The sequence below is a fragment of the Ruegeria sp. SAZA006 genome, assembly GCF_059613465.1.
On sequence record NZ_JBXWSO010000014.1, the window covers coordinates 329,313 to 352,864 of the forward strand.

A 23,552-nucleotide genomic window follows, 5' to 3' on the forward strand; every position below is an offset into this window, starting at 1 on the left:
GACCAACCGTCGCAGCGGTGTTTCTGCCGGGTGACAACGCCAATGGACCACCCTATAAGGCGCGCAAACTCCTTTTGTGCAGGAAACAGACATGACCATCCAAGTATTTGGCCACAAATCTCCCGACACCGACTCAACCGGATCGCCGATCCTGTGGGCCTGGTATCTGAACGAAGTTAAAGGCGAAAAGGCCGAGGCCGTCCTGCTGGGCGAGCCCAACACCGAAGCCGCCTTCATGCTGCAGCGCTGGGACCTGCCCAAGCCGCGCATCATCGAGGATGTCGAGACCGATGCGCCAGTCATCATCGTCGACACCAACAACCCGGCCGAGCTGCCTGCCAATGTCAACAATGCCGATATCCGCGCCATCATCGACCATCACAAGCTGGTCGGTGGGCTGGAAACCAAAGGCCCGATCGACATTACCGTTCGCCCGCTGGCCTGCACGGCAACCATCATGATCGACCTGATGGGCGACGACGCCGCCAAGATGCCCGAGGCCGTCAAGGGCGCGGCCCTGACCTGCATCCTGTCGGACACGCTGGAGTTCCGCTCGCCCACCACCACCGCGCATGACCGCGAAGTGGCCGAGAAGCTGGCCGCCGAGCTGGGTCTGGATGTTTCGGCCTATGCTGCCGACATGTTCGCCGCGAAATCGGACGTATCGTCTTTCTCGGACGCCGAACTGATCCGCATGGACAGCAAGGAATACGAGGTCGACGGCACCAAGTTCCGCGTATCCGTTCTGGAAACCACCGCGCCGGGCGTGGTGCTTGACCGCAAGGACAGCCTGGCCCAGTCGATGGTCGAGGTGGCCAAGGAAGACGGTGTGGACCAGGTGCTGCTGTTCGTCGTCGACATCCTGAACGAAGAGGCCACCCTGTTGGTGCCGAACGACCTGGTCAAATCGGTTGCCGAGAAAAGCTTTGGCGTTTCGGTGTCCGGCGACACGGTTGTTCTGCCGGGCATCATGAGCCGCAAGAAGCAGATCATTCCGAACCTCAAGGTCTGATCCCGTTCACAGTTCAGCGAAAGGCGCCCTCAGCGGGCGCCTTTTTTGTTTGCGCGTCGAAAGGTTTGCCGGATGGCAAATCATTGCTAGGCTGGACGCAGGGACAGGGTGGATCGGGACACGGTGGTCACACGGAAATACAGCACGACACGCAGCATTCTGCTGTTCGAAGGCGGCGACAGGCTTGCCTATTGGCGGCGCTTTGCCATGCTGCTGACCCTTTCCGTGATCATCGCAACCATGGGCCTGCTGCGCAACTCTGGCGCCGTGGTCATTGCCGCGATGTTGGTCGCGCCGCTGATGACACCAATTCTGGGCATTGCGGCTGCGATGGTCATGGGTTGGTTGAAACGCGCTTTCGTTCTTACCCTAACGGTCTGCATTGCGGCGGTTCTGTGTGTTCTGATGGCCTGGATCCTGGTTTATCTGGCCGATGTGCCGCGCGGCATCCTGATCCCCGATCAGGTCTTGGCCCGCACCGACCCGGGCACCGAAGACCTGATCGTGGCGCTGGCGGCCGGCGTGGCCGGCGCATACGTCCAGATCAACAAGGCCGAACTGAGCCTGTTGCCCGGCGCCGCCATCGGCGTGTCTCTGGTTCCGCCATTGTCCGCGTCCGGGATCCTGCTGTATTTCGGCGAACCCGCCGACGCCTACGAGGCGGGTCTTTTGTTCGCGACCAACCTTGGCGCGATCGTTTTGTCGGCCTGCGCGGTCTATATCGTCTATGCCGCAAGGTCGGTTGCATTCGGCAAGGGCCGGCGCAAGCTCAACTTTACTGCCGGTGTGGTCATAACCATGGCGTTCCTGGCCTTCGTCGTGGTCCAGTTGGGCAAATCGACCTACAACCGTTACCTGGAAACCCGTACCGAGGCCGAGGTTGCGCAAGCGATCCGCGACTGGGCGGACCCGGTATCGGTCGAGATCATCCGCATCGACGTGAATGCCAAGCGCAAACGGGCCGAGGTTTGGGTGATCGTCGATCTGCCGCCCGAGGCGCAATTCAAGGTCTCGTCCGTTGCCGGGCTGTTGCCCGAGAGTCTGCGGGAAACGTCGTTGGTCGACGTCCTGCAGGATGAACTTGGCCCCGGCTATCTCGCCGTCATCCGGTACCAGACCCGCATCGGCGCGCAGGTCATTCTTGGCACCGAAACCGTGCAACAGGCCCCGGATGTCGAAAAGCTGAGCGACGAGGAATGACGACCTGCACCCGGCTGCCTCTGGTCAAGTGGGGCCAGCTTTGCCATAGGTGGCGCAACGCCGTTTCAACAGCCCGAGGCCCGCATGACACAGATCATCTCCGCGCTTGACCAGATTTCCGACCGTTACAAGGCGCTGTTCGTGGATCTGTGGGGCTGCGTCCACAACGGCATTACCGCCTACCCCGAGGCTGTTGCCGCGTTGAAGGCCTATCGCGACCGAGGCGGCAAGGTGGTTCTGGTGACGAACTCTCCGAAGCCGCGTGCCGGGGTTGCCGAGCAGTTGAAACAGTTCAACGTCCCCGCGGACTGCTACGACACCATCGCGACCAGTGGTGACTCGGCCCGATCCGCCATGTTCCGCGGAGCCGTGGGTGAGAAAGTCTATTTCATGGGTGAATGGGAGCGCGACGCCGGCTTCTTCGAGCCGCTGAAAATCCTGGAACACCCGATCCACATCGAACGTGTGCCGCTGGACCAGGCCGAGGGGATCGTCTGCTGTGGCCCGTTCGACCCGATGGCCGATCCGGCCGTGAATCGGCCGGACTTCCTGTATGCCAAGCAGAAAGGCCTGAAGCTGCTGTGCGCCAATCCCGATATCGTCGTCGATCGGGGCGAAGTTCGGGAATGGTGCGCCGGTGCGCTGGCCAAGCTTTATACTGAAATGGGCGGCGAGAGCCTGTATTTCGGCAAACCACACCCGCCCATTTATGATCTGGCCCGGCGTCGCCTGCATGCGCTGGGAACGGACGTGCCGGATGACGAGATTCTGGCCATCGGCGACGGTCCGCATACCGACATCGCCGGCGGCATGGGAGAGGGAATTGATTCCCTGTTCATCAGCGGCGGTCTGGCCGCATCGGAAACAAAAACGTCGCACCAGCCGGATCCGGATGCTTTAAGCGATTATATTTCCAAGGAAAACATCAACCCAACCTATACGATCGGCCGTCTGCGCTAGGCAGAAAACGCTTGATTTTCTGCAGTTGCGAAGTAATAAAGTTGCCAACCTTGGGTCGTTGGTGATTTTTTGTTGCCGGGCCGATGCTTAGTGAGGGCAACATGTTGGACAATCTTCCGCGCGGAACGATCTGTATCGAAGACATCGAAATGGGCATGACCCGCTACCTGCGCAAAGTGGTGACGGACGAAGACATCGAGATGTTTGCCCAGGTCTCGACCGACCGGAACCCGGTGCATCTGGATGACGACTATGCCCGCGATACGATTTTCGAGGGGCGCATCGCCCACGGGATGCTGACAGCTGGTCTGATCTCGGCCGTGATCGGTGAACAGCTTCCGGGCCATGGTACCGTCTACATGGGCCAGTCGCTCAAATTCCTTGCACCGGTCCGCCCCGGCGACATGGTCTATGCCGAAGTCAAGGTGATCGACATCGACTTCGCCAAGCGCCGGGTCAAGCTGGATTGCCATTGCGCAGTAGACGGCAAGAAGGTTCTGGTTGGCGAGGCGATGGTTTTGGCTCCATCACGGAAATTCGACTGACGGCAGGTTTTGACGCCCTGCTGGGCGCTGGTCTGGAACTGCCGCTTGAACCCGGCGGACAGTCCCGCTAGGCAAGCCCCATGCAGATCATCCGGGATTTCCAGTTTGTAGACCCAGAAGACCGCGGCGCCAGCGTTGCGATCGGGAATTTCGACGGCGTTCATATTGGCCACCAGTCGGTGATAGATCTGGCCCGGAAGGCATGCCCCGATGCGCCCTTGGGCGTTCTGACCTTCGAGCCGCACCCGCGCGAATATTTCGCCCCGGACGCGCCGCCCTTTCGTCTGATGCGGGGCAATGCGCGCGCGCACCGGCTGGAGAAGTTGGGCGTACAGAAACTCTACGAACTGCCGTTCAACGCCGCGCTCGCCGGGCTGACGCCCGAGGAATTCGGCCGCAACGTGATCTGCCAAGGCTTGGGTCTGGCCCATGTGGTGATCGGGGCCGATTTCTGTTTCGGCAAAGGCCGCAGCGGCACGGCGCAGGACATGGTTCAGTTCGGCCAGCAGATGGGGTTCGGTGTCACCATCGCCCCATTGATGCAGCAATCCGATCACGTGGTCTCGTCCACCGCGATCCGGCAAGCCTTGAGCGACGGCCGCCCGCGGGACGCGGCGGCCATGCTGGGCCACTGGCACCGGATCGAAGGCGAGGTGATCGGCGGCGAACAGCGCGGCCGCGAATTGGGCTTTCCCACGGCCAATATGTCGATCGAAGGAATCCACCCGCCGAAATTCGGCGTCTACGCGGTTCTGGTCGACGTGCTGGATGGCCCGCATGCCGGCAGCTATCACGGTGCGGCCTCGGTCGGGGTGCGGCCGATGTTCCACGGCGAGGTGCCTAATATCGAAACCTTCCTGTTCGACTTCTCCGGCGATCTCTATGGTGCGACCCTCTCGGTTGGCCTGGTCGAATTTCTGCGCCCCGAGATGACCTTTGACGGCCTCGATGCTCTGATCGCCCAGATGACCGAAGACTGCGATCGCGCGTGCAAGATCCTGGCCGCGACATGAGCAAGGATCCCATCGACCGCGCCGGGCTGGCCCCGCGTTTCTGGGAGCGCAAGCCCTTGCAAAAGATGAACCCGCGCGAATGGGAAGCCCTGTGCGACGGCTGCGGCAAATGCTGCCTGAACAAGCTTGAAGACGAGGACAGTGGCGAGGTTGCCCTGACCCGTGTCGCCTGCCGGCTGCTGGATGACGCGACCTGCCGCTGCACCCAGTATGACATCCGCCACCAATTCGTGCCGGAATGCATCGTCATGCGCCCCGACAACATTCACGAACACGCCTACTGGCTGCCGCAAACCTGCGCTTACCGCCTGTTGTGGGAGGGCAAGCCCTTGTACGATTGGCACCCGTTGCTGTCAGGGTCGCCCGACAGCGTCCACGCCGCCGGCGTTTCGGTTCAGGGGCTTACCGTTTCCGAATTCGAGACGCCCGAGGAAGAGTGGGAAGACTACATTATCGAGGAGCCAACCTGATGCATTTCGCCTCTGACAATTCCGGGCCCGTCCACCCCGAGGTCCTGACCGCGCTGGCCGAGGCCAATCAGGGCTATCAGATGGCCTATGGCGCCGACGATCTGATGAACGAGGTGCGCGACCGGATCCGCGCCATCTTTGAGGCGCCCGGGGCGGCGGTCTATCTGGTGGCGACCGGAACGGCGGCAAACTCGCTGGCTCTGGCGACCCTGTCGCAGCCGTGGGAGACCGTATTCTGCTCGCCCGTCGCGCATATTCATGAGGACGAGTGCAACGCGCCCGAATTCTACACCGGCGCCAAGCTGACGCTGGTTCCCGGCGGCGACAAGATGCAGCCGGATGCACTGCGCCGCACCATCGCCGCCGAAGAGACACGCGGCGTGCACGGGCCACAACGCGGTCCGGTGTCGATCACACAGGTGACCGAGCGCGGCTCGGTCTATTCGCTGGCCGAGCTGCAGGCGCTGTGCGGGGTCGCCAAGGAGTTCGGCCTGCCCGTCCACATGGATGGCGCGCGGTTCACCAATGCGCTGGTCGCGCTGAATTGTTCCCCGGCCGAGATGACATGGAAGGCGGGCGTGGATGCGGTCAGCTTTGGCGGCACCAAGAACGGGCTGATGGGGGTCGAAGCGGTAGTCTTCTTCGACGAAAGCAAGGCCTGGGAGTTCGAGCTGCGCCGCAAGCGCGGGGCGCATCTGTTTTCCAAGCACCGGTATCTGTCGGCCCAGATGGCGGCCTACCTGCGCGATGATCTGTGGCTGCGCTCGGCCCGAAAGGCCAACGCCAACTGTGCGCGTCTGGCCGATGGGCTGCGGGCTGCGGGGGCGCAGTTCCTGCATGAACCCCAGGCCAACATCATCTTTGCCAGCTTTCCCCGCAGCCTGCACAAGCGGCTGCACGCGGCCGGTGCGGTCTATCACCTGTGGGGCGCCCCCCTGGACGGCCCGGACGAGGACGAGATGCTGGCCTGCCGGTTCGTCTGCGACTGGTCGACTCCGACAGAAGAAATCGACCGGTTCCTGGCGCTGCTTTAAGCGCTCCAGAAAGTGTCGATCTGCGCGGCCGTCTCGCCCGGGTGCGAGATGGGCAGCATATGCCCTGCCCCCTCAAGAACGCCCTGCCGCGCATTGGGCAAGCGGGCGCAAAGCCCGGCATTGACCACGGCCATGATCGGGTGCGAGGCCGATCCATGCAGCAGCAGGATCGGCATGTCCGCCCGCGCCATGGCCGTCGGGGCCAACAGGCCGGTGGTGTCGCGGAACAGCGGCCCCCCGACCGCGCCGACCACGCCAACACCCCGGATCATCGCATTTCGGGTTCGCTCGGGCAGGTCCGGCCAGCGCGGGCTGCGGTCGGTCGTGCCCCACATGCGGTTGAACAGACGGGCGGCCCGGGGCGCGTCGCCTTCGGCAAGGGCGGCCTTGTAGGGCTGGGATTCGGCCGCGTGCTGCGCCGCAAGCGCTGGGGCGTCCTGGTGGGCGACCGCAAAGAACACCGGCTCGATCAGAACGGCGCCGCGCACAAGGTCCGGGTATTCGATGGCCAGCCGCAGGGCAACCATCGCACCGAAACTATGCCCGATCACGTCCATCGGTTCGCTCAGCTGCGCCCGCGACAAAGCTGTGGTCAGGTCGAAGAAATCTCCCTGCCCGTCCCAATCCGGGCTGCGCCCGTGCGACAGCATGTCGGGTGCAGTCAGTGTCGCCTGGTCGTCCAAAGCGGCCGCCAGACCGGACCACGCACCAGAATGCGCAATCGTGCAATGCAGCGCCAGCACCTTTCGGGCACCCGCCCCAAGAGTGCGAACGTGGACGGGCGGCAGCACGGCCTTGGCCACGGTCATGCCTTGAGCGTCGCCAGATGCTCGTCCAGATCGTCAAGCCGGTCCTGCCCCCAGAACCGCTGATCGTCCTGCGTGATATAGAAAGGCGCGCCGAACACGCCGCGGTCCACCGCCTCTTCGAGGTTGGCGGCATAGGTCTCGGCCCCGACCAGCAAGCCGCTGTCGGCCAGCGCCGGATCAAAGCCCGCCCCGACCAGACAGTCGCGGATCACGTCGTCCTGCGTGATGTCCTTGTCCTCGGCCCAGCAGGCGCGCAGAAAGGAATGGCACAGTTTGCCCACATCACCCGACCCATCCTGAATGGCTGCGATGATGGCGTATGAGGACGGCGCTGCGTTGGTCGGCCAATGTGCAGGTTGCAGGTTGAACGGCAGGCCCGTCTTCTTGGCCTGACGCACCAGTTCCTGCGCCCGGTATTCAATGCGCGACGGATGGCGGTCCTTGGGGGGCACGCCGCCGGTGCGCCCGAACAGCGCAATGATGTCGACCGGCTTGTAGGCGATGGTGGCGCCATGCTTGGCCGCGATCTCCTCCAGCCGCAGTCCGGCGAGATAGGAATAGGGCGACAGTGTCGCAAAAAAGTAGTCAATGTCGGCCATGTGCACTTTCTCCACCCAGTTATCTTTGCGGAACCGTAAGGCCATGCTAAGCGGTGTCAACATCACGAATCTGTCACATTGCCACTGCTGCCCGGGGACCTCAGCCGATGCCGACACATCACGAACCCAAGCTTATTGCTGGGAACGCAAACCTTCCGCTTGCCGAAACCATCGCGCGCCGCATGAGCCTGCACCGCGGCGTCAACCAGCGTCTGGTCGATGCGCGGGTCGAACGGTTCAACGATGGCGAGATCTTTGTCGAGGTTTTCGAGAATGTCCGCGGCGAGGACATGTTCATTATTCAGCCCACCTCGAACCCGGCCAACGACAACCTGATGGAGCTTCTGATCATCGCCGATGCGCTGCGTCGGTCCTCGGCGGCGCGGATCACCGCGGTTATCCCCTATTTCGGATACGCCCGCCAGGATCGCCGCACCAAGGCGCGCACCCCGATCAGCGCCAAGCTGGTGGCCAACATGCTGACCGGCGCCGGGATCGAACGCATCCTGACGATGGATCTGCATGCGGCACAGATCCAAGGGTTTTTCGACATGCCGGTCGACAACCTGTATGCCTCTCCGATCTTTGCGCTGGACGTGAAGGACCAGTTCCGCGACCAAATGGACGACCTGATGGTGGTTTCGCCCGACGTCGGCGGCGTGGCTCGCGCCCGCGAGTTGGCCAAGCGGATCAGCGCTCCTCTGTCGATCGTCGACAAACGACGTGAAAAAGCCGGGGAAGTGGCCGAGATGACCGTGATCGGCGACGTGAAGGACAAGATCTGCCTGATCGTCGACGACATTTGCGACACGGCCGGAACGCTGTGCAAAGCGGCGCAGGTGCTGATAGACAACGGCGCACGCGAGGTTCACTCGTACATCACTCATGGCGTCATGAGCGGCCCGGCCGTTGAACGCGTCTCGAACTCGGTGATGAAATCGCTTGTTCTGACCGACACGATCATGCCGACCGAAGACATCAAAAAGGCAAAGAATATCCGCACGGTGCCGACGGCCCCGATCTTCACACAGGCCATTCTGAACATCTGGCAGGGCACATCGGTTTCGTCGCTGTTCGAAGACAAGACCCTGATCCCGATCTACGAATCCCTGTACCACACCGACTGAAGAAACCGGAAAGCCATTCCCATGACCGCCAACAAACGTCTGGTTCTTTCCAGCGATCACGCTGCCATCGACCTGCGCAAGGAAATTGCCGCTTTTGCAGCAGCACAAGGCTGGGACGTTCTAGATCTCGGCCCTGACAGCCCCGAAAGCACGGATTACCCCAAGCACGGCAAAGCCGCCGCCGAGGCCGTCGTCTCGGGCGAGTGCCAATTGGGCATTGTCCTGTGCGGCACGGGGCAGGGTATCATGATGGCTGCAAACAAGGTTCCGGGCATCCGCTGCGGCGTCTGTTCGGATGCGTTCTCCGCCCGCATGATCCGCCAGCACAATGACGCCAACATGCTGTCGATCGGCGCGCGTGTTGTTGGCACTGGATTGGCGCTGGATATTGTCGATGCCTTTCTGAGCACCGAATTCGAAGGCGGCCGGCACGCGAAACGCGTGGCAATGATCGAGCCCTAGGTCATTACAAAGGACCCGCTGGGAACGGCGGGTCAGGAAATATCCCAGTCGTCCTCGTGGGCCACTTCCCCGATCGCGGTCCATGCCACGCGGATCCGGGCGATACGTGTGTCCGACCATGTCCGGAACACCGCGTCAAAGCCCGTGGTTGTAACATTTTCGGACAGCAGCTCGGCACGCAAGGCCGATGAGGTATCGACATCCCACAAGGACACTCCAATCTGCACGACGGGCGGGGTGCGGAAGGGTTGGCTGAAGGTGACGGGCCGGCGACGTTCCCGCGGCCCCTCGCCCGTCCACATGTCTCCGCCATCTGCGAATTCCGAGAACAGAACCTCTTCACCTCGGTCAATTCCGATGGGGTGGGTCAAAAATTTCTTCATTGCGCATCAATTCCTATGAATTTCCGCAACTTATCCTGACCTTTCGGCGAAATCACGACAAAAAAACGGCCCCGCAGCAGCAGGGCCGTTTCCAATTCTGACAGTGCATCGGCCGTTACAGGCTCATATGCGTTCCCAGCGCTTCCATGTCGGCCAGCAGCTTGGCTGCCTCGTCGACAATGGTCTGTTCGCCGTTTTCCTTCGCCGCCTCGTGCGAGGCGCGGGCCTCGGCAATCAGCTCGTCCAGATGGGAGCGGGTCACTTCGTCAACCGGGATGGCCTTTTCGGCCAGTACCGACAGGGCATCGCCGTTGATCTGGGCAAACCCGCCGGTGACCAGGTATTCGCTGGACCCTTCGGGCGCTTCGACCTTCAGGATGCCCGGACGCAGCGTGGTGATGGTGGGGGCATGATCGGGCATCGCCGTCATGTCCCCGTCCGCGCCGGGAATCTGGACCGCGCTGGCCTGAAGCGAAGCAAGGCTCCGCTCCGGGCTGACGAGGTCGAATTGCATCGTGTTTGCCATCGGGGATACTCCTTAGGCAGCTGCTGCGGCCATCTTCTCGGCTTTGGCGATCACTTCGTCGATACCGCCAACCATCAGGAATGCCGCTTCGGGCAGGTGGTCGAATTCGCCGGCCACGACACGCTCGAACGAGTCGATGGTGACTTCCAGCGGAACCTGAACGCCGGGCGAACCGGTGAAGACTTCGGCCACGTCGAACGGCTGCGACAGAAAGCGCTCGATCTTACGGGCACGGGCCACGGTCAGCTTGTCCTCTTCCGACAGTTCGTCCATGCCGAGGATGGCGATGATGTCCTGCAGCGACTTGTAGCGCTGGAGGATCTGCTGAACGTCGGTCGCAACCTTGTAGTGACGCTCGCCGACGATGGCGGGGTCAAGCAGGCGCGAGGTCGAGTCGAGCGGGTCCACGGCCGGGTAGATACCCTTTTCCGAGATCGCACGGTTCAGAACGGTGGTTGCGTCCAGGTGGGCGAACGAGGTTGCCGGCGCGGGGTCGGTCAAGTCGTCCGCAGGCACGTAGATCGCCTGCACCGAGGTGATCGAGCCCTTCTTGGTCGAGGTGATGCGTTCCTGCAGGGCGCCCATGTCGGTGGCCAGCGTCGGCTGGTAACCCACGGCCGAAGGAATACGGCCCAGCAGAGCCGACACCTCGGAGCCCGCCTGTGTGAAGCGGAAGATGTTGTCGACGAAGAACAGAACGTCGGTACCGGACTGGTCGCGGAACTGCTCGGCCAGGGTCAGACCGGTCAGAGCAACACGGGCACGCGCCCCCGGAGGTTCGTTCATCTGACCGTAGACCAGGGCCACTTGGCTTTCCGACAGGTTGTCGGGCTTGATGACGTTCGATTCGATCATCTCGTGGTACAGGTCGTTGCCTTCACGGGTCCGTTCACCAACACCGGCGAACACCGAGAAGCCCGAGTGCACTTTCGCGATGTTGTTGATCAGTTCCATGATCAGAACGGTCTTGCCCACGCCGGCGCCGCCGAACAGGCCGATCTTGCCGCCTTTGGCGTAGGGCGCCAGCAGGTCAACCACCTTGATGCCGGTGACCAGGATTTCCGACTCGGTCGACTGTTCGTCGAACTCGGGCGCGGGCTGGTGGATGGCACGGGTTTCAGTCGCTTCGACCGGGCCTTTTTCGTCGATCGGCTCGCCGACAACGTTCAGGATGCGGCCCAGGGTGGCGTTGCCAACCGGAACCGAGATAGGTGCGCCGGTGTCGACAACATCCGCGCCACGGACCAGACCTTCGGTCGCGTCCATCGCGATGGTCCGGACGGTGTTTTCACCCAGGTGCTGGGCAACTTCCAGCACCAGGCGCTTGCCGTTGTTTTCAGTTTCAAGTGCGTTCAGAATTTCAGGCAACTGATCTTCGAAGTGCACGTCGACGACGGCCCCGATGATCTGTGTGACTTTGCCTTTTGCATTCGCCATGTTTCGTCTCCGGTTTGTCTCTACAGCGCTTCGGCGCCGGAAATAATTTCAATCAGCTCGTTGGTGATCACGGCCTGACGTGAGCGGTTGAACTGGATCGTCAGCTTGTCGATCATCTCGCCCGCGTTGCGCGTCGCGTTGTCCATCGCGGACATCCGTGCACCCTGTTCCGAGGCCCCGTTTTCAAGCAGAGCCGAGAAGATCGCCGTGGCGACCCCCTTGGGCAGCAATTCGGCCAGGATGGCCTCTTCGCTGGGCTCGTAATCGAACACGGCGCCGCTGTCGTCCCCTTCGGTCTCCTCGAACGAGGCGGGGATGATCTGCTGGGCCGTCGGGATCTGGGTCACGACGTTCTGGAACTTCGCGTAGAAGATCGTGGCAACGTCGAACTCGCCCGCGTCGAAACGCGACAGGATGTCCTTTGCGATGTCCTGCGCGTTGGCATAGCCGATGCGCTTGACCTCGCTCAGGTCGATGTGACCGACGAACAGATCACCATAGTCACGCTTGAGCGCGTCGCGGCCTTTCTTGCCGACGGTCAGGATCTTGACCGTCTTGCCCTTGCCGCGCAGCTCATCCGCCTTCGCGCGAGCCAACTTGGAGATGTTCGAGTTGAAGCCGCCGCAGAGCCCACGCTCGGCCGTCATGACGACCAGAAGGTGAACATCGTCGCTGCCCGTGCCGCGCAGCAGCTTGGGGGCGCTGTCGCTGCCCCCGACCGATGCTGCCAGCCCCGCCATCACGGCATTGAACCGCTCGGCATAGGGGCGCGAGGCTTCGGCAGATTCCTGGGCGCGGCGCAGTTTTGCAGCCGCGACCATCTGCATGGCCTTGGTGATCTTGCGGGTCGATTTGACCGACTCGATCCTGTTTTTAAGGTCCTTTAGACTTGGCATCGCCGCGTCTCCTTAAGCGAAGGTTGCGGCGTATTCGTCCAGCGCAGCCTTGATCTTGTCGGCAGCCTCGCCCTTGATCTTGGGATCTTCGTCGGTGATCCACTGCAGCAGATCGGCATGCTTGCCGCGCAGATGCGCCAGCAGACCGGCCTCATAGCGGCCAACGTCCGAAACGTCGATCTTGTCGAGATAGCCGTTGGTGCCGGCGAAGATCACGCATACGATTTCCGCGTTGGTCAGCGGCGAGTACTGCGGCTGCTTCATCAACTCGGTCAGACGCGCACCACGGTTCAGCAGCTGCTGGGTTGCGGCGTCGAGGTCCGAACCGAACTGCGCAAATGCAGCCATTTCACGATACTGGGCCAGTTCCAGTTTCACCGGACCAGCGACCGATTTCATCGCGTTGGTCTGAGCCGACGAACCCACACGCGAAACCGACAGACCGGTGTTCACGGCGGGGCGGATGCCCTGATAGAACAGCTCAGTTTCCAGGAAGATCTGGCCGTCGGTGATCGAGATCACGTTGGTCGGAATAAAGGCCGACACGTCGCCGCCCTGGGTTTCGATGACCGGCAGAGCGGTCAGCGAACCGGCGCCGAAGTCTTCGTTCAGCTTGGCCGAACGCTCCAGCAGGCGCGAGTGCAGGTAGAAAACGTCACCCGGATAGGCTTCGCGGCCCGGCGGACGGCGCAGCAGCAGCGACATCTGACGATAGGCGACGGCCTGTTTCGACAGGTCATCATAGATAATCAGCGCGTGTCGGCCGTTGTCGCGGAAGTATTCGGCCATCGCGGTTGCGGCATAGGGTGCCAGGAACTGCATCGGCGCCGGGTCGGACGCGGTTGCGGCTACGACGATCGAGTATTCGATGGCGCCGGATTCTTCCAGTTTCTTCACCAGCTGAGCCACGGTCGAACGCTTCTGGCCGATGGCCACGTAGACGCAGTACAGCTTCTTCGATTCATCGTCGCCAGCGGCTTCGTTGTAGACCTTCTGGTTCAGGATGGTGTCCAGAGCCACGGCGGTCTTGCCGGTCTGACGGTCGCCGATAATCAGCTCACGCTGGCCACGGCCGATCGGGATCATCGCGTCAACCGACTTCAGGCCGGTCGCCATCGGCTCGTGCACCGACTTACGCGGGATGATGCCCGGCGCCTTGACGTCTGCGACGCCGCGCTGCTTGGCATTGATCGGGCCTTTGCCGTCCAGCGGGTTGCCCAGACCGTCAACAACACGGCCCAACAGTTCGTCCCCGATCGGAACGTCCACGATAGAGTTGGTGCGCTTGACGGTGTCACCTTCCTTGATGTCACGGTCCGAGCCGAAGATCACGACACCGACGTTGTCGGCTTCGAGGTTCAGCGCCATGCCCATGATGCCGCCGGGGAACTCGACCATTTCACCCGCCTGCACATTGTCCAGGCCGTAAACACGGGCAATACCGTCACCGACGCTCAGCACGCGGCCGATTTCGGCCACCTCTGCTTCTTGACCAAAATTCTTGATCTGGTCTTTCAGGATTGCAGAAATCTCTGCGGCTTGGATACCCATTTATCCGACCTCTTTCATTGCATTCTGTAGGGAATTGAGCTTGGAGCGGATCGAACTGTCGATCATCTGCGAGCCCACTTTGACGACAAGACCACCGATGAGGCTTTCATCGACGGTCGCATTGATGGTCACGTCCTTGCCTACGCGCTCGGACAGTGTCTTGGACAGTTTTTCCAGCTGGGTCTTGGTCAGCGCCTTGGCCGAGGCAACTTCGGCAGTCACTTCGCCGCGTTCGTCGGCCAGCATTTCGCGCAGAACCTTGATCAGTTGCGGCAGCACGAACAAACGGCGCTTCTGCGCCATAAGAGCCAGCGTGTTGCGCATGATCGGGTGCAGGCCCATCTTGTCGGCCACGGCGGTGATGGCCGCCTGCTGGTCGGCCCGGGAGATCAGCGGCGAAGAGATCACCTCGCGCAGGTCCGCGCTTTCACCCAATGCAGCCGAAAGGTCATTGATGCCGGTTTCCAGACCTGCAAGGTCCTTGTTCTCTTTTGCGATCTCGAAGATCGCCGTTGCATAGCGCTTGGCTATGCCGGTCGAAATCGAAGCTGGTTCGGACACGTCCACCCTTCCGATATTTTGGGCCCCGATTTCGCGTGCGGCAGCTGAACCGGGGGCGTGAGGAAACCCCGTCCTGAAAGGGCGGGGATCAAAATCACCGGGGATGTAGCAGAGCCTAAGCCACCTAGCAATATGTTATGCCGGGGTCAGCTTTATCCACAAAATCTTTCTTTTCAATTGGTTACGTAAACTGCGACGGTTTGAACCCATTCGCCGGCGTGAAAAATGTTACCAAGTTGCCTGTTTTTGCGATTCCTGTGGCCTTTTTCCCTCATTTTTCCGGGGATCCCGCGCTCGTGGATGCGCGCCGGTTCACGCCGGCTTCAACAATCCGTCCAGCGCTTTGATGGGGCGTTTTTCGGCATCCTTGGTCACGCTGCCGCTTGGTGGCCGGACCAGCTTGCTGGCTTCGACCATCAGAACACCACCGGCCATGATGGTCGGGATCCGTTGCCCTGTCTTTTCGATCAACCCACCCGAGCGCAGCCAGAACCGCCGGAAGGAGGGCGGCAGGTAAAGCGCGGAACAGTGCATCTCGGGTACGAAATGATGTGCGCGCAGCTGGTTCTCCAATTGCGTTGCCGAATACGGATGTCCGTAGCCAAAAGGCGTTCGGTCCGTTCGGGACCAAAGCCCGGCCCGATTGGGAACGACAAACACCGCCCGACCGCCCGGCCCCAGAACACGCCAGCATTCTTCAAGCAGTTGACTGGGCCGTTCCGAGGTCTCGAGCCCGTGCATGACCACCAGCTTGTCCACATGACCGGTTTCGATCGGCCACTGAGTTTCCTCGGTCAGCACCGATACATTCTGCATACCGGCGGGCCAAGGCATCACCCCTTGCGGTCCGGGCATCAGGCCGATGACACGCCGCGCGTCAGCAAGATAAGGGCGCAACAAAGGCACCGCAAAACCGAATCCAGCCACCGTCTGGCCCTTGGCCTCGGGCCACAGTTCGATCAGCCGGCCACGAATGGCAGCCTGCGCCGCACGCCCCAGCGTGCTGCGGTAATAGAAGTTCCTAAGATCCTGCACATCAAGATGCATTGCAGATACCCGGTCGATCGGCTTAGCTGAGCGCAGTCTAACAACGAAAGGGCAAAAGGCCATGCCTCTTGAGATCGTCACCATCCCCTGCCTTTCCGACAATTATGCTTTTCTGGCACATGACCCGACAAGCGGACAGACGGCCCTGGTCGACGCCCCGGAGGCCGGGCCCATTCTGGCCGAATTGACCGCACGCGGCTGGCGCCTGAGCCATGTCCTTCTGACCCATCACCACTGGGATCACGTCGACGGCTTGCCGGGCATCCTCGAGCAGCACCCAGCACAGGTGATTGGTGCGGCGGCCGACGCTCACCGGCTCCCTCCCCTCGACAAACAGGTCGCCGACGGAGACCGGTTCGAGATTGGGGGCGAACCTGTCGAGGTCTTGGATGTCTCGGGGCACACGGTTGGGCATGTGGCCTATTACATGCCCAAAAGCGCGGTGGTATTCACGGCCGACAGCCTGATGGCGCTGGGATGCGGGCGCTTGTTCGAAGGAGACGCCGCGCAAATGTGGACCTCGCTTTCGAAACTCGCTGCTTTGCCCGACGAGACGTCGGTCTGCTCGGGTCACGAATACACCCAGTCAAACGCCCGGTTTGCGGTGACAATTGATCCTGACAACACAGCGCTGCAGCAACGAGTGAATGAGATCGATCAGGCACGGGCAGAGGGTCGCGCGACCGTGCCGTCTAATCTGGGCGAGGAAAAGGCGACCAATCCGTTCCTGCGCGCCACTGATCCCAAGATTCAGGCGCAGCTTGGAATGGTGGGGGCTGACCCGGTCGCGGTTTTTGCCGAGATCCGGGGTAGAAAAGACCGCTTCTGATGCCTAATTGGTCTTCTTCACGGCCACGGTCACATTAAATGTGACTGTCAAGTGAAAGAAAACCCTTGAAGCCGCGCCATGATCAACCAAACTCTAAAAGTATGAGGTCATGGTTGGGATGGGGATCCGGCCAATACTCGAACCCCTTCCGGCCCAATACAGAGGAGCACCCGCGTGCCTTCATTCTCGAGCACACTGGAACAAGCCATTCACGCGGCCCTGGCGGCTGCAAACGAACGGCGTCACGAATTCGCAACGCTGGAGCATCTGCTGCTGGCGCTGCTGGAAGAACCCGATGCGGTGCGCGTCATGAAGGCGTGCAGCGTGGATCTGGACGAATTGCGCAGCTCTCTGGTCGAGTTCATCGACGAGGATCTGTCCAATCTGGTGACAGACATCGACGGGTCCGAAGCCGTACCGACAGCCGCGTTCCAGCGTGTTATACAGCGCGCCGCGATCCATGTGCAAAGCTCGGGCCGAACCGAGGTGACCGGGGCGAATGTTCTGGTGGCCATCTTTGCCGAACGGGAAAGCAACGCGGCATACTTCCTGCAAGAGCAGGACATGACGCGTTATGACGCGGTGAATTTCATCGCCCACGGCGTCGCCAAAGACCCGGCATTTGGTGAAAACCGTCCGGTGACCGGCGCTGATCAGGGTGAAGAGGAAGCGCAGAACGCCTCCGGTGACGCCGACCAGAAGGAAAGCGCGTTGGGCAAGTATTGCGTGGACCTGAACGCCAAGTCCCGCGCCGGCGATGTAGACCCTCTGATCGGTCGCGCCGACGAGGTCGAGCGTTGCATCCAGGTTCTGTGCCGCCGCCGCAAGAACAACCCGCTGCTGGTGGGTGATCCGGGCGTGGGCAAGACGGCGATTGCAGAAGGCCTGGCCTACAAGATCGTTCAGGGCGACGCGCCCGAGGTTCTGTCGAACACGACCATCTATTCGCTGGACATGGGCGCATTGCTGGCCGGCACGCGCTATCGCGGCGATTTCGAAGAACGGCTCAAGGCCGTGGTGACCGAGCTTGAGGATCACCCCGACGCCGTGCTGTTCATCGACGAGATTCACACCGTGATCGGTGCGGGTGCCACTTCGGGCGGCGCCATGGATGCCTCGAACCTGCTGAAACCCGCGTTGCAGGGTGGCAAGCTGCGCACCATGGGCTCGACCACCTACAAAGAGTTCCGCCAGCACTTCGAGAAGGATCGCGCGCTGTCGCGTCGGTTCCAGAAGATCGACGTGAACGAGCCGTCGGTCGAGGACAGCGTGAAGATCCTGCGCGGTCTCAAGCCCTATTTCGAAGAGCATCACGACATCAAATACACCGCCGACGCGATCAAGACCGCGGTCGAGCTGTCTGCGCGTTACATCAACGACCGCAAGCTGCCCGACAAGGCGATCGACGTGATCGACGAGGCCGGTGCGGCCCAGCATCTGGTCGCGGAAAGCAAGCGGCGCAAAACCATCGGCGTTAAGGAGATCGAGGCCGTGGTGGCCAAGATCGCGCGCATTCCGCCCAAGAACGTCACCAAGGACGATGCAGAGGTTCTGAAGGACCTTGAGAACTCGTTGAAACGGGTGGTGTTCGGGCAGGACCAGGCAATCGAGGCTCTGTCCAGCGCAATCAAGCTGGCGCGGGCCGGTCTGCGCGAGCCGGAAAAACCGATCGGCAACTACCTGTTCGCTGGCCCGACCGGTGTGGGCAAAACCGAAGTCGCCAAGCAACTGGCCGATACGCTCGGCGTGGAACTGCTGCGCTTCGACATGTCGGAATACATGGAGAAACACGCGGTCAGCCGTCTGATCGGTGCGCCTCCAGGCTATGTCGGATTTGATCAGGGCGGACTGCTGACCGATGGCGTCGACCAGCACCCGCATTGCGTGCTGCTGCTGGACGAGATCGAGAAGGCCCACCCTGATGTGTTCAACATCCTGCTGCAGGTGATGGACCACGGCGAACTGACCGATCACAACGGCCGCACGGTGAATTTCCGCAACGTGGTGTTGATCATGACCTCGAACGCAGGTGCGCAGGAACAGGCCAAGGCCGCAATCGGCTTTGCCCGCGACCGGCGTGAGGGTGAAGATACCGCCGCAATCGAACGGATGTTTACGCCTGAATTCCGCAACCGTTTGGACGCGGTAATCTCGTTCGCGCCGCTGCCCAAAGAGGTCATCCTGCAAGTGGTCGAAAAATTCGTCCTGCAGCTTGAGGCGCAACTGCTGGATCGTGGCGTGACCATCGACCTGACTCCGAAAGCCGCCGAGTGGCTGGCCGACAAGGGGTATGACGACAAGATGGGCGCACGGCCGCTGGGCCGGGTCATCCAGGAACACATCAAGAAACCGTTGGCCGAAGAACTGCTGTTCGGAAAGCTGGCCAAGGGCGGTGTTGTGCGGGTCTCGGTCATGAAAGGCGATCTGGATCTCGAGATTGTCGGCCCGGACAATCCGCGGATCTCGGGCGACAAGCCGCCGCTGCTGACCGCGGACTAGACCTCGGTCCAATCAAACAAGTCTCGTCGCCCGGCAGCCAGTTCTGCCGGGCGATTTCGTGAGTGGCCGCCCCCCTCTCCTGCCAGTATCCTCCAAAAAGACAGTTCCCAGCGACGGAAACCGCTGCGCGCCACGTTTCAAACCAAAGCCTTTGGAGTGGAGCAGCACAGTGTCCAAAAAAATCGCCGTCATTTGGAGCATCGCCTTCGCGGCCTCGGTCGTCGGCGTTATCGCCTCTGCCCAGCATCGGTTTCGCTTTCATGACGAAACCCGCGCCCAGCCGTTGAACCTCGAACCGGCGACCGTCAACCCAGGCGTCAACAGATCAGAGATCACCGAACAAGGCCGGACCTTGTCGATTACCGGCAATGGCATCCCCAGTCATCTGGTCGGTCGCTTTCCGAACAAAGGCAACCCGCATCATATCGCCGAGCAGCCGGTCAAGTTGAGCGTGCCGGCCGTTCCGAGGGCGAATGCAACCCCGACACCTCTGCGCATGGGGTGGAACTTTGGCGTGACTCTGACTGGGGTCGTCTTTGACCCACTGGCCGCTGAATTCTGGCACGGCGATCCCCGGTCGGGCCGCTCCTACAATGCCTTGGGTGGCGCGATCGCCCTTGGGCTCGATGCCAATTTCGCACATGTCCAACCAAACGGAAAATATCACTACCACGGGGTTCCGACCGGCCTGATCGAACTGCAGGGCTTGTCACCGAAAGAACACTCTCCGTTGATCGGGTATGCAGCGGACGGGTTTCCGATTTACGCCCGAACCGGTTTGGTGGGCGGCAATGTCACGCAAATGACCTCTTCCTACCGGCTGAAGGCCGGCCAGCGCCCTGGCGGCGCCGCCCCTGACGGACGACATGATGGAACGTTCAACGAAGACTACGAGTTCGTGGCAGGACTTGGAGCGCTCGACGAATGCAATGGTGCCATGACCGTCTCGGCCGCGTTTCCTTCGGGCACCTACGCGTATTTTCTGACCGACGACTACCCGGTTGTTCCACGCTGTTTTGCGGGCACACCCGATCCCAGCTTCCGCTTCGGGCCGCGCTGACACTGGCTTAGCGTTCGGTCAGCTTCAATTCGATGCGACGATTCTTTGCCCGCGCTTCCGGAGTGTCCGCCGTATCTACAGGTTGAAACTCGCCAAATCCGTTCGCTGACAGGCGTTCCGGCGGAATGCCCAGCTGTTCGACCATGTAGCGCACGACCGACAGCGCCCGCCCTTGGCTGAGCTCCCAATTGTCGCGATAGCGTCCTGTTCCGTTCAGCGGGATATTGTCCGTGTGACCGTCGACCCGGATGACCCAGTTCAATTCGGGCGGAATGTCCGCCGCAATCCCACGCAGAATGCCCGCCACTTTCGCGACCTCGCGCCGGCCATCCTCGGACAGAACCGCCGAACCGGGTGGGAACAGCACCTCGGACGAGAATACGAAGCGGTCGCCCTCGATCCGAACGCCTTCCTGGTTGCCCAGTACGTCGCGCAGGCGACCAAAGAACTCGGAGCGGTACCTCTGCAGGTCTTCGGCCTGTGCCGTAAGTTCCTGATTCTGACCGGCCAGTTTCTCGGCCTCGGCCTCCAGACGGACGCGTTCAGCCTCTTCCAACAAGCGGCGGCGCCGTTCCTCGGAAGCGGCCCGGGCAAGGGCCGCGTTCAGGTCCTGCCCAAGGGTCTGAATTTGCACCTCGGCTTCGGCATTCCTGTCTTTGTAGTCATCCAGCAGCGCCTGCAACGACCCCAATTGGCCGCGCAATGCGGCGATCTGCTGGTTCAACAGGGCCGTCTGGCGTTGCGCCTTTGCGGACAGAGCCTTTTCGGTGGCGATCGTTTCCCGGGCAACGGCAAGCAAGGCGTCGCGCTGCTCGGCCAGCGTCCGCTGGCTTTCGGCCTCAGCCTCGGCTTCGGTTCGCGCCGCAAGGGCTGCTTCAAGCTGAGCCTTGAGCTCCTCGTCATTCAACTCACCGAATTGCCGCTCAAGCTCAGCCTTGGCCGACTGCGCGGCGGCCAACAGTGTCAGTGTTTCCTCGGCCTTCTTGCGCTGCTCCTCCAACGCCAGGGTCATGGCCGTCAATTCAGCATCCGCATTCTGCAATCTGTTGCGCAGTGCCTCAGCGGCAGCAGCTTCGGCGACGCGGGCGGCTTCCTCTTCGGACAATTGGCTTTGCAATTCCGCGATCTGCGCCGCGCGCGCGCTGTCCGCTTGCTCAAGGTCGGCCACCAAGGCCTCCAGCGCTTCGCGGCGTGCAGCCGCCAGCCGTGCAGCCTCGGCCTCGGCATCCACCTCCGCACGGGTTTGGGCCAAGGCTAGGTTCAATGCCTCCTGCTCGGACAGCAGTTGCTCGCGTTGGGATTCCAATTCGGCAATATCGCCCTGCGCACGCGCCTGATCAGCCAAAAGCGCGGCGACTTGCGCTTCGAACCCTGTGATACGAGTCTGCGCCTCTTCCAACTCGGCCGCGCGCTGGTCACGCTCCGAGGTGAGTGACGAGATCAAGGCCTGTGCCTGGCTCAGATCCTCTTCGGCTTGCGACAGCGTCGTGTTCAGAGCCCCCAACCGGGCCTGCAGGCGGCTGTTCTCGCGCTCTTCCAGGCCCAAAGCATCCGCAAGGGCGGCCACTTCGTCCGACAGAGCCGTCAGCTCGTCTTCCTGTCCGGAGATGGTTTCGCGCAGCACGAACTGCACGACCATGAAAATGGTCAGCACAAAGGTCATGACCATAAGCAGCCCCGTGATCGCATCAACGAAGCCGGGCCAGACCGAGCCCTGGAAACGCTGACCGGTTCGACGAGACAGGGCCATGTGTTATTCTCCGCCCGGTGTATGGCGCGCCGCCCCGCGCGGAAGCGTCAGCGCCTTGACCAGCAGTTCGAAATCCTTGCGCAGTTCGTTCATGCTGTCCTGGCGACCGGCCGAGATTTCTTCGAGAATGCGCAGAAGCTGCACGTCCATCGACCGCAGCCGCATCCGGCTTTCGGCGTCGATCCCCTCGCCCGCACCATGTTCACGCATGTGATCCAGCAGCGCGTCCTGCCCCAACGCGATCCGCTCAAGCGCGGCGGTGACCCCTTCGGTTTCCGCCTGTCGCTGGTTCATGTCCGCGATGACATCGACCAATGCACCCAGCTTGGCCGATACCTCGGCGCGATCCGACTCTTGGGCCGCGAACAGATCCTGCAGCGCGTCCATCTGCTCGGACATGGCATCAAGGACCGGGGTCAGCACCGCCAGTTCCGCACCACCTTCGTCTCCGGCGGCAAATCCGACGCGCGTGATCGACGACAGCCATTCCTCAAGCTCACGGTAGAAACGGTTCTGCCCGTGGCCGGCGAACAGTTCGAGCAAACCCACGATCAGCGATCCGGCAAGCCCCAACAGAGAGGACCCGAACGCCACGCCCATGCCTTGCAGCTGGGATTCGAGACCACTCATCAGGCGATTGAATACGGCCAGGCCTTCTTCGCCCTCTTGGGGGTTCAGGCTGCGAATGGTGTCGACAATTGCAGGAACCGTTGTTGCCAAGCCGAAGAATGTGCCCAGAAGACCCAGATAGATCAGTACGTTGGTGATGTAACGGGTGAATTCCCGCTCTTCCTCGACCCGTTCCGCGACCGAATCCAGGATCGACCGGGTCGATGTCGAGCTGATCTGCGATTTCGCGCCGCGTGCGCGAAGCAGCGACGCCAAAGGGGCCAACAGCTGCGGTGTACGAGCGTCTTCGCGCACGACGCCGCCCACGAACGCTTCGATCCAGCGAACCGAACCGATCAACTGGGTCACCTGATAGAAACAGGCCACCACGCCGATGACGAAGACCAGCAGGATGAATCCGTTCAGATAGGGGTTGGCATAAAAAACCGGCAGCACGTAGGGCAGAGCCATGAACACGCCCAGGCCCGACAGCCCGATGGCGATCAGCATCATCACGATTTGACGGATCGGTTGCGAGAAATGCGGTCTCGCGCCCTGCTGTACATGCGCCATGCGCGTCTTTCCCGGTTTTGCCTGCTCTTAGGCGAATCTATCGAAAATCTGGTGGCAAAGCCAAAGGTTTATGCGGTCAAGCTGCGCACCCGTTGCGCCAACCACTCAAGATCCGGGTCGTGCAACCCGATCTCGGACAGGTGTTCAGCGGTATTGTAAAGATACTCGGGGTTGGGGCCGCGGCCGCCCACGGCCTGCGCGATGATTTGCGCCTGCTCCTCCAGCGGCAGGCCCCCGCAATACTGCACGTGGTCGGGATCGATCACATAAGTCACTGCCGTCACCGTCTGGCCACTGTCCAGATGCACGTCCAGCATCTTCTCCACATAGGCTGACGAGATCAATTCGCGCTCGCGCAGTTCCTCAAGGGTGCGTTCCTCATGGCCTGGTTCGACCGCCAGCGCCAAGCCCTTGCAATGGGCATCCGGGTGTTCGTCCAAGGCCAGGACAAGTCCGGGGTTTTCCTCGGTTCCGCGGTGATGGATCGACCGCATGCAAAATGACCGCGCATAGCCGTGAAGTGTCGCCTGCTCGCGCCGGGCCACAGGAAAGCCCGGATTCCACAACAGCGACCCGTATCCGAATACCCACATCGTCATA

General features: G+C 61.6%; 24 protein-coding genes. 12 read left to right on the plus strand and 12 right to left on the minus strand.

Annotated features, from left to right (window positions below; all coding sequences use genetic code 11):
* Positions 1-91 precede the first annotated feature (91 nt).
* From AC2FNZ_RS13755 to AC2FNZ_RS13785, 7 genes are all read left to right on the plus strand, one after another.
* On the plus strand, positions 92-1,012 hold the full coding sequence (locus AC2FNZ_RS13755; RefSeq protein WP_496840981.1) for a manganese-dependent inorganic pyrophosphatase: 921 nt from the start codon (positions 92-94) through the stop codon (positions 1,010-1,012).
* Positions 1,013-1,120: 108 nt separating this feature from the next.
* Positions 1,121-2,212 carry a DUF389 domain-containing protein gene (locus AC2FNZ_RS13760; RefSeq protein WP_170369664.1) on the plus strand — a complete coding sequence of 364 codons (1,092 nt, stop codon included), beginning with the start codon at positions 1,121-1,123 and terminating at the stop codon, positions 2,210-2,212.
* An 84-nt stretch (positions 2,213-2,296) separates the two neighbouring features.
* On the plus strand, positions 2,297-3,172 hold the full coding sequence (locus tag AC2FNZ_RS13765; protein ID WP_170340548.1) for a TIGR01459 family HAD-type hydrolase: 876 nt from the start codon (positions 2,297-2,299) through the stop codon (positions 3,170-3,172).
* Positions 3,173-3,273: 101 nt separating this feature from the next.
* A complete protein-coding gene (locus AC2FNZ_RS13770; protein ID WP_093964645.1) occupies positions 3,274-3,717 on the plus strand; it encodes a MaoC family dehydratase in 444 nt (147 codons plus the stop codon).
* Positions 3,718-3,797: 80 nt separating this feature from the next.
* A complete protein-coding gene (locus AC2FNZ_RS13775; RefSeq protein WP_496840982.1) occupies positions 3,798-4,730 on the plus strand; it encodes a bifunctional riboflavin kinase/FAD synthetase in 933 nt (310 codons plus the stop codon).
* On the plus strand, positions 4,727-5,200 hold the full coding sequence (locus tag AC2FNZ_RS13780) for a YcgN family cysteine cluster protein (RefSeq protein WP_170340543.1): 474 nt from the start codon (positions 4,727-4,729) through the stop codon (positions 5,198-5,200). The genes AC2FNZ_RS13775 and AC2FNZ_RS13780 overlap by 4 nt, the downstream gene beginning before the upstream one ends.
* Entirely contained in the window at positions 5,200-6,234 is a 1,035-nt protein-coding gene (locus tag AC2FNZ_RS13785) for a threonine aldolase family protein (RefSeq protein ID WP_496840983.1), read from the plus strand. Before AC2FNZ_RS13780 ends, AC2FNZ_RS13785 begins: the two co-directional genes overlap by 1 nt.
* Here the strand turns inward: AC2FNZ_RS13785 and AC2FNZ_RS13790 are convergent.
* The gene (locus tag AC2FNZ_RS13790; RefSeq protein ID WP_496840984.1) at positions 6,231-7,043 is read right to left on the minus strand and encodes an alpha/beta fold hydrolase; all 813 of its coding nucleotides are present in this window, start codon (positions 7,041-7,043) and stop codon (positions 6,231-6,233) included. The two genes, AC2FNZ_RS13785 and AC2FNZ_RS13790, sit on opposite strands and share 4 nt — an antisense overlap.
* On the minus strand, positions 7,040-7,642 hold the full coding sequence (locus AC2FNZ_RS13795) for a 2-hydroxychromene-2-carboxylate isomerase (protein WP_496840985.1): 603 nt from the start codon (positions 7,640-7,642) through the stop codon (positions 7,040-7,042). The genes AC2FNZ_RS13790 and AC2FNZ_RS13795 overlap by 4 nt, the downstream gene beginning before the upstream one ends.
* A gap of 107 nt (positions 7,643-7,749) precedes the next feature.
* Here AC2FNZ_RS13795 and AC2FNZ_RS13800 point away from each other — a divergent pair, with 107 nt between their 5' ends.
* A complete protein-coding gene (locus tag AC2FNZ_RS13800; protein ID WP_093964640.1) occupies positions 7,750-8,769 on the plus strand; it encodes a ribose-phosphate pyrophosphokinase in 1,020 nt (339 codons plus the stop codon).
* Between the two features lie 21 nt (positions 8,770-8,790).
* The gene (rpiB, locus tag AC2FNZ_RS13805; protein WP_496834023.1) at positions 8,791-9,231 is read left to right on the plus strand and encodes a ribose 5-phosphate isomerase B; all 441 of its coding nucleotides are present in this window, start codon (positions 8,791-8,793) and stop codon (positions 9,229-9,231) included.
* A 32-nt stretch (positions 9,232-9,263) separates the two neighbouring features.
* Here the strand turns inward: rpiB and AC2FNZ_RS13810 are convergent, their stop codons facing one another.
* From AC2FNZ_RS13810 to AC2FNZ_RS13840, 7 genes are all read right to left on the minus strand, one after another.
* On the minus strand, positions 9,264-9,614 hold the full coding sequence (locus AC2FNZ_RS13810; RefSeq protein ID WP_093964638.1) for an H-type lectin domain-containing protein: 351 nt from the start codon (positions 9,612-9,614) through the stop codon (positions 9,264-9,266).
* Positions 9,615-9,729: 115 nt separating this feature from the next.
* The gene (locus AC2FNZ_RS13815; RefSeq protein ID WP_093964637.1) at positions 9,730-10,140 is read right to left on the minus strand and encodes a F0F1 ATP synthase subunit epsilon; all 411 of its coding nucleotides are present in this window, start codon (positions 10,138-10,140) and stop codon (positions 9,730-9,732) included.
* A gap of 12 nt (positions 10,141-10,152) precedes the next feature.
* A complete protein-coding gene (gene atpD, locus AC2FNZ_RS13820; protein WP_093964636.1) occupies positions 10,153-11,577 on the minus strand; it encodes a F0F1 ATP synthase subunit beta in 1,425 nt (474 codons plus the stop codon).
* A gap of 20 nt (positions 11,578-11,597) precedes the next feature.
* Positions 11,598-12,473 carry a F0F1 ATP synthase subunit gamma gene (locus AC2FNZ_RS13825; protein WP_170420253.1) on the minus strand — a complete coding sequence of 292 codons (876 nt, stop codon included), beginning with the start codon at positions 12,471-12,473 and terminating at the stop codon, positions 11,598-11,600.
* A 12-nt stretch (positions 12,474-12,485) separates the two neighbouring features.
* Entirely contained in the window at positions 12,486-14,024 is a 1,539-nt protein-coding gene (gene atpA, locus AC2FNZ_RS13830; RefSeq protein WP_093964634.1) for a F0F1 ATP synthase subunit alpha, read from the minus strand.
* On the minus strand, positions 14,025-14,585 hold the full coding sequence (locus tag AC2FNZ_RS13835) for a F0F1 ATP synthase subunit delta (RefSeq protein WP_480695643.1): 561 nt from the start codon (positions 14,583-14,585) through the stop codon (positions 14,025-14,027). It lies immediately after the preceding gene.
* A gap of 312 nt (positions 14,586-14,897) precedes the next feature.
* On the minus strand, positions 14,898-15,632 hold the full coding sequence (locus AC2FNZ_RS13840) for a class I SAM-dependent methyltransferase (RefSeq protein WP_170440549.1): 735 nt from the start codon (positions 15,630-15,632) through the stop codon (positions 14,898-14,900).
* 61 nt (positions 15,633-15,693) lie between these two features.
* Here AC2FNZ_RS13840 and gloB point away from each other — a divergent pair, with 61 nt between their 5' ends.
* The 3 genes from gloB (at position 15,694) to AC2FNZ_RS13855 (ending at position 20,020) form a co-directional block, all read left to right on the plus strand.
* A complete protein-coding gene (gloB, locus tag AC2FNZ_RS13845) occupies positions 15,694-16,461 on the plus strand; it encodes a hydroxyacylglutathione hydrolase (protein WP_496840986.1) in 768 nt (255 codons plus the stop codon).
* 174 nt (positions 16,462-16,635) lie between these two features.
* Positions 16,636-18,960 (plus strand): ATP-dependent Clp protease ATP-binding subunit ClpA, encoded by a 2,325-nt coding sequence (clpA, locus tag AC2FNZ_RS13850; RefSeq protein WP_496840987.1) that lies wholly within the window; start codon positions 16,636-16,638, stop codon positions 18,958-18,960.
* Positions 18,961-19,129: 169 nt separating this feature from the next.
* Positions 19,130-20,020 (plus strand): YHYH protein, encoded by an 891-nt coding sequence (locus tag AC2FNZ_RS13855; protein ID WP_496840988.1) that lies wholly within the window; start codon positions 19,130-19,132, stop codon positions 20,018-20,020.
* Between the two features lie 7 nt (positions 20,021-20,027).
* On the opposite strand, the gene AC2FNZ_RS13860 is transcribed toward AC2FNZ_RS13855, so the two are convergent.
* The 3 genes from AC2FNZ_RS13860 to AC2FNZ_RS13870 form a co-directional block, all read right to left on the minus strand.
* Positions 20,028-21,770 (minus strand): peptidoglycan -binding protein, encoded by a 1,743-nt coding sequence (locus AC2FNZ_RS13860; protein WP_496840989.1) that lies wholly within the window; start codon positions 21,768-21,770, stop codon positions 20,028-20,030.
* Between the two features lie 3 nt (positions 21,771-21,773).
* Positions 21,774-22,952 carry a biopolymer transporter ExbB gene (locus AC2FNZ_RS13865; RefSeq protein WP_093964628.1) on the minus strand — a complete coding sequence of 393 codons (1,179 nt, stop codon included), beginning with the start codon at positions 22,950-22,952 and terminating at the stop codon, positions 21,774-21,776.
* A 68-nt stretch (positions 22,953-23,020) separates the two neighbouring features.
* Positions 23,021-23,551 carry a gamma-glutamylcyclotransferase gene (locus AC2FNZ_RS13870; protein ID WP_093964627.1) on the minus strand — a complete coding sequence of 177 codons (531 nt, stop codon included), beginning with the start codon at positions 23,549-23,551 and terminating at the stop codon, positions 23,021-23,023.
* Position 23,552: the final 1 nt, after the last annotated feature.

Excerpts from the sequence above, each read along its gene's own strand:
- AC2FNZ_RS13865 (WP_093964628.1), bottom strand. The coding sequence starts at position 22,952 with ATGGCGCATGTACAGCAGGGCGCGAGACCGCATTTCTCGCAACCGATC.
- atpA (WP_093964634.1), bottom strand. The coding sequence starts at position 14,024 with ATGGGTATCCAAGCCGCAGAGATTTCTGCAATCCTGAAAGACCAGATC.
- AC2FNZ_RS13860 (WP_496840989.1), bottom strand. The coding sequence starts at position 21,770 with ATGGCCCTGTCTCGTCGAACCGGTCAGCGTTTCCAGGGCTCGGTCTGG.
- AC2FNZ_RS13775 (WP_496840982.1), top strand. The coding sequence starts at position 3,798 with ATGCAGATCATCCGGGATTTCCAGTTTGTAGACCCAGAAGACCGCGGC.
- atpD (WP_093964636.1), bottom strand. The coding sequence starts at position 11,577 with ATGGCGAATGCAAAAGGCAAAGTCACACAGATCATCGGGGCCGTCGTC.
- AC2FNZ_RS13825 (WP_170420253.1), bottom strand. The coding sequence starts at position 12,473 with ATGCCAAGTCTAAAGGACCTTAAAAACAGGATCGAGTCGGTCAAATCG.
- AC2FNZ_RS13810 (WP_093964638.1), bottom strand. The coding sequence starts at position 9,614 with ATGAAGAAATTTTTGACCCACCCCATCGGAATTGACCGAGGTGAAGAG.
- rpiB (WP_496834023.1), top strand. The coding sequence starts at position 8,791 with ATGACCGCCAACAAACGTCTGGTTCTTTCCAGCGATCACGCTGCCATC.
- AC2FNZ_RS13795 (WP_496840985.1), bottom strand. The coding sequence starts at position 7,642 with ATGGCCGACATTGACTACTTTTTTGCGACACTGTCGCCCTATTCCTAT.
- AC2FNZ_RS13780 (WP_170340543.1), top strand. The coding sequence starts at position 4,727 with ATGAGCAAGGATCCCATCGACCGCGCCGGGCTGGCCCCGCGTTTCTGG.
- AC2FNZ_RS13770 (WP_093964645.1), top strand. The coding sequence starts at position 3,274 with ATGTTGGACAATCTTCCGCGCGGAACGATCTGTATCGAAGACATCGAA.
- AC2FNZ_RS13800 (WP_093964640.1), top strand. The coding sequence starts at position 7,750 with ATGCCGACACATCACGAACCCAAGCTTATTGCTGGGAACGCAAACCTT.
- AC2FNZ_RS13755 (WP_496840981.1), top strand. The coding sequence starts at position 92 with ATGACCATCCAAGTATTTGGCCACAAATCTCCCGACACCGACTCAACC.
- AC2FNZ_RS13840 (WP_170440549.1), bottom strand. The coding sequence starts at position 15,632 with ATGCATCTTGATGTGCAGGATCTTAGGAACTTCTATTACCGCAGCACG.
- AC2FNZ_RS13765 (WP_170340548.1), top strand. The coding sequence starts at position 2,297 with ATGACACAGATCATCTCCGCGCTTGACCAGATTTCCGACCGTTACAAG.
- AC2FNZ_RS13785 (WP_496840983.1), top strand. The coding sequence starts at position 5,200 with ATGCATTTCGCCTCTGACAATTCCGGGCCCGTCCACCCCGAGGTCCTG.
- AC2FNZ_RS13870 (WP_093964627.1), bottom strand. The coding sequence starts at position 23,551 with ATGACGATGTGGGTATTCGGATACGGGTCGCTGTTGTGGAATCCGGGC.
- AC2FNZ_RS13790 (WP_496840984.1), bottom strand. The coding sequence starts at position 7,043 with ATGACCGTGGCCAAGGCCGTGCTGCCGCCCGTCCACGTTCGCACTCTT.
- AC2FNZ_RS13815 (WP_093964637.1), bottom strand. The coding sequence starts at position 10,140 with ATGGCAAACACGATGCAATTCGACCTCGTCAGCCCGGAGCGGAGCCTT.
- gloB (WP_496840986.1), top strand. The coding sequence starts at position 15,694 with ATGCCTCTTGAGATCGTCACCATCCCCTGCCTTTCCGACAATTATGCT.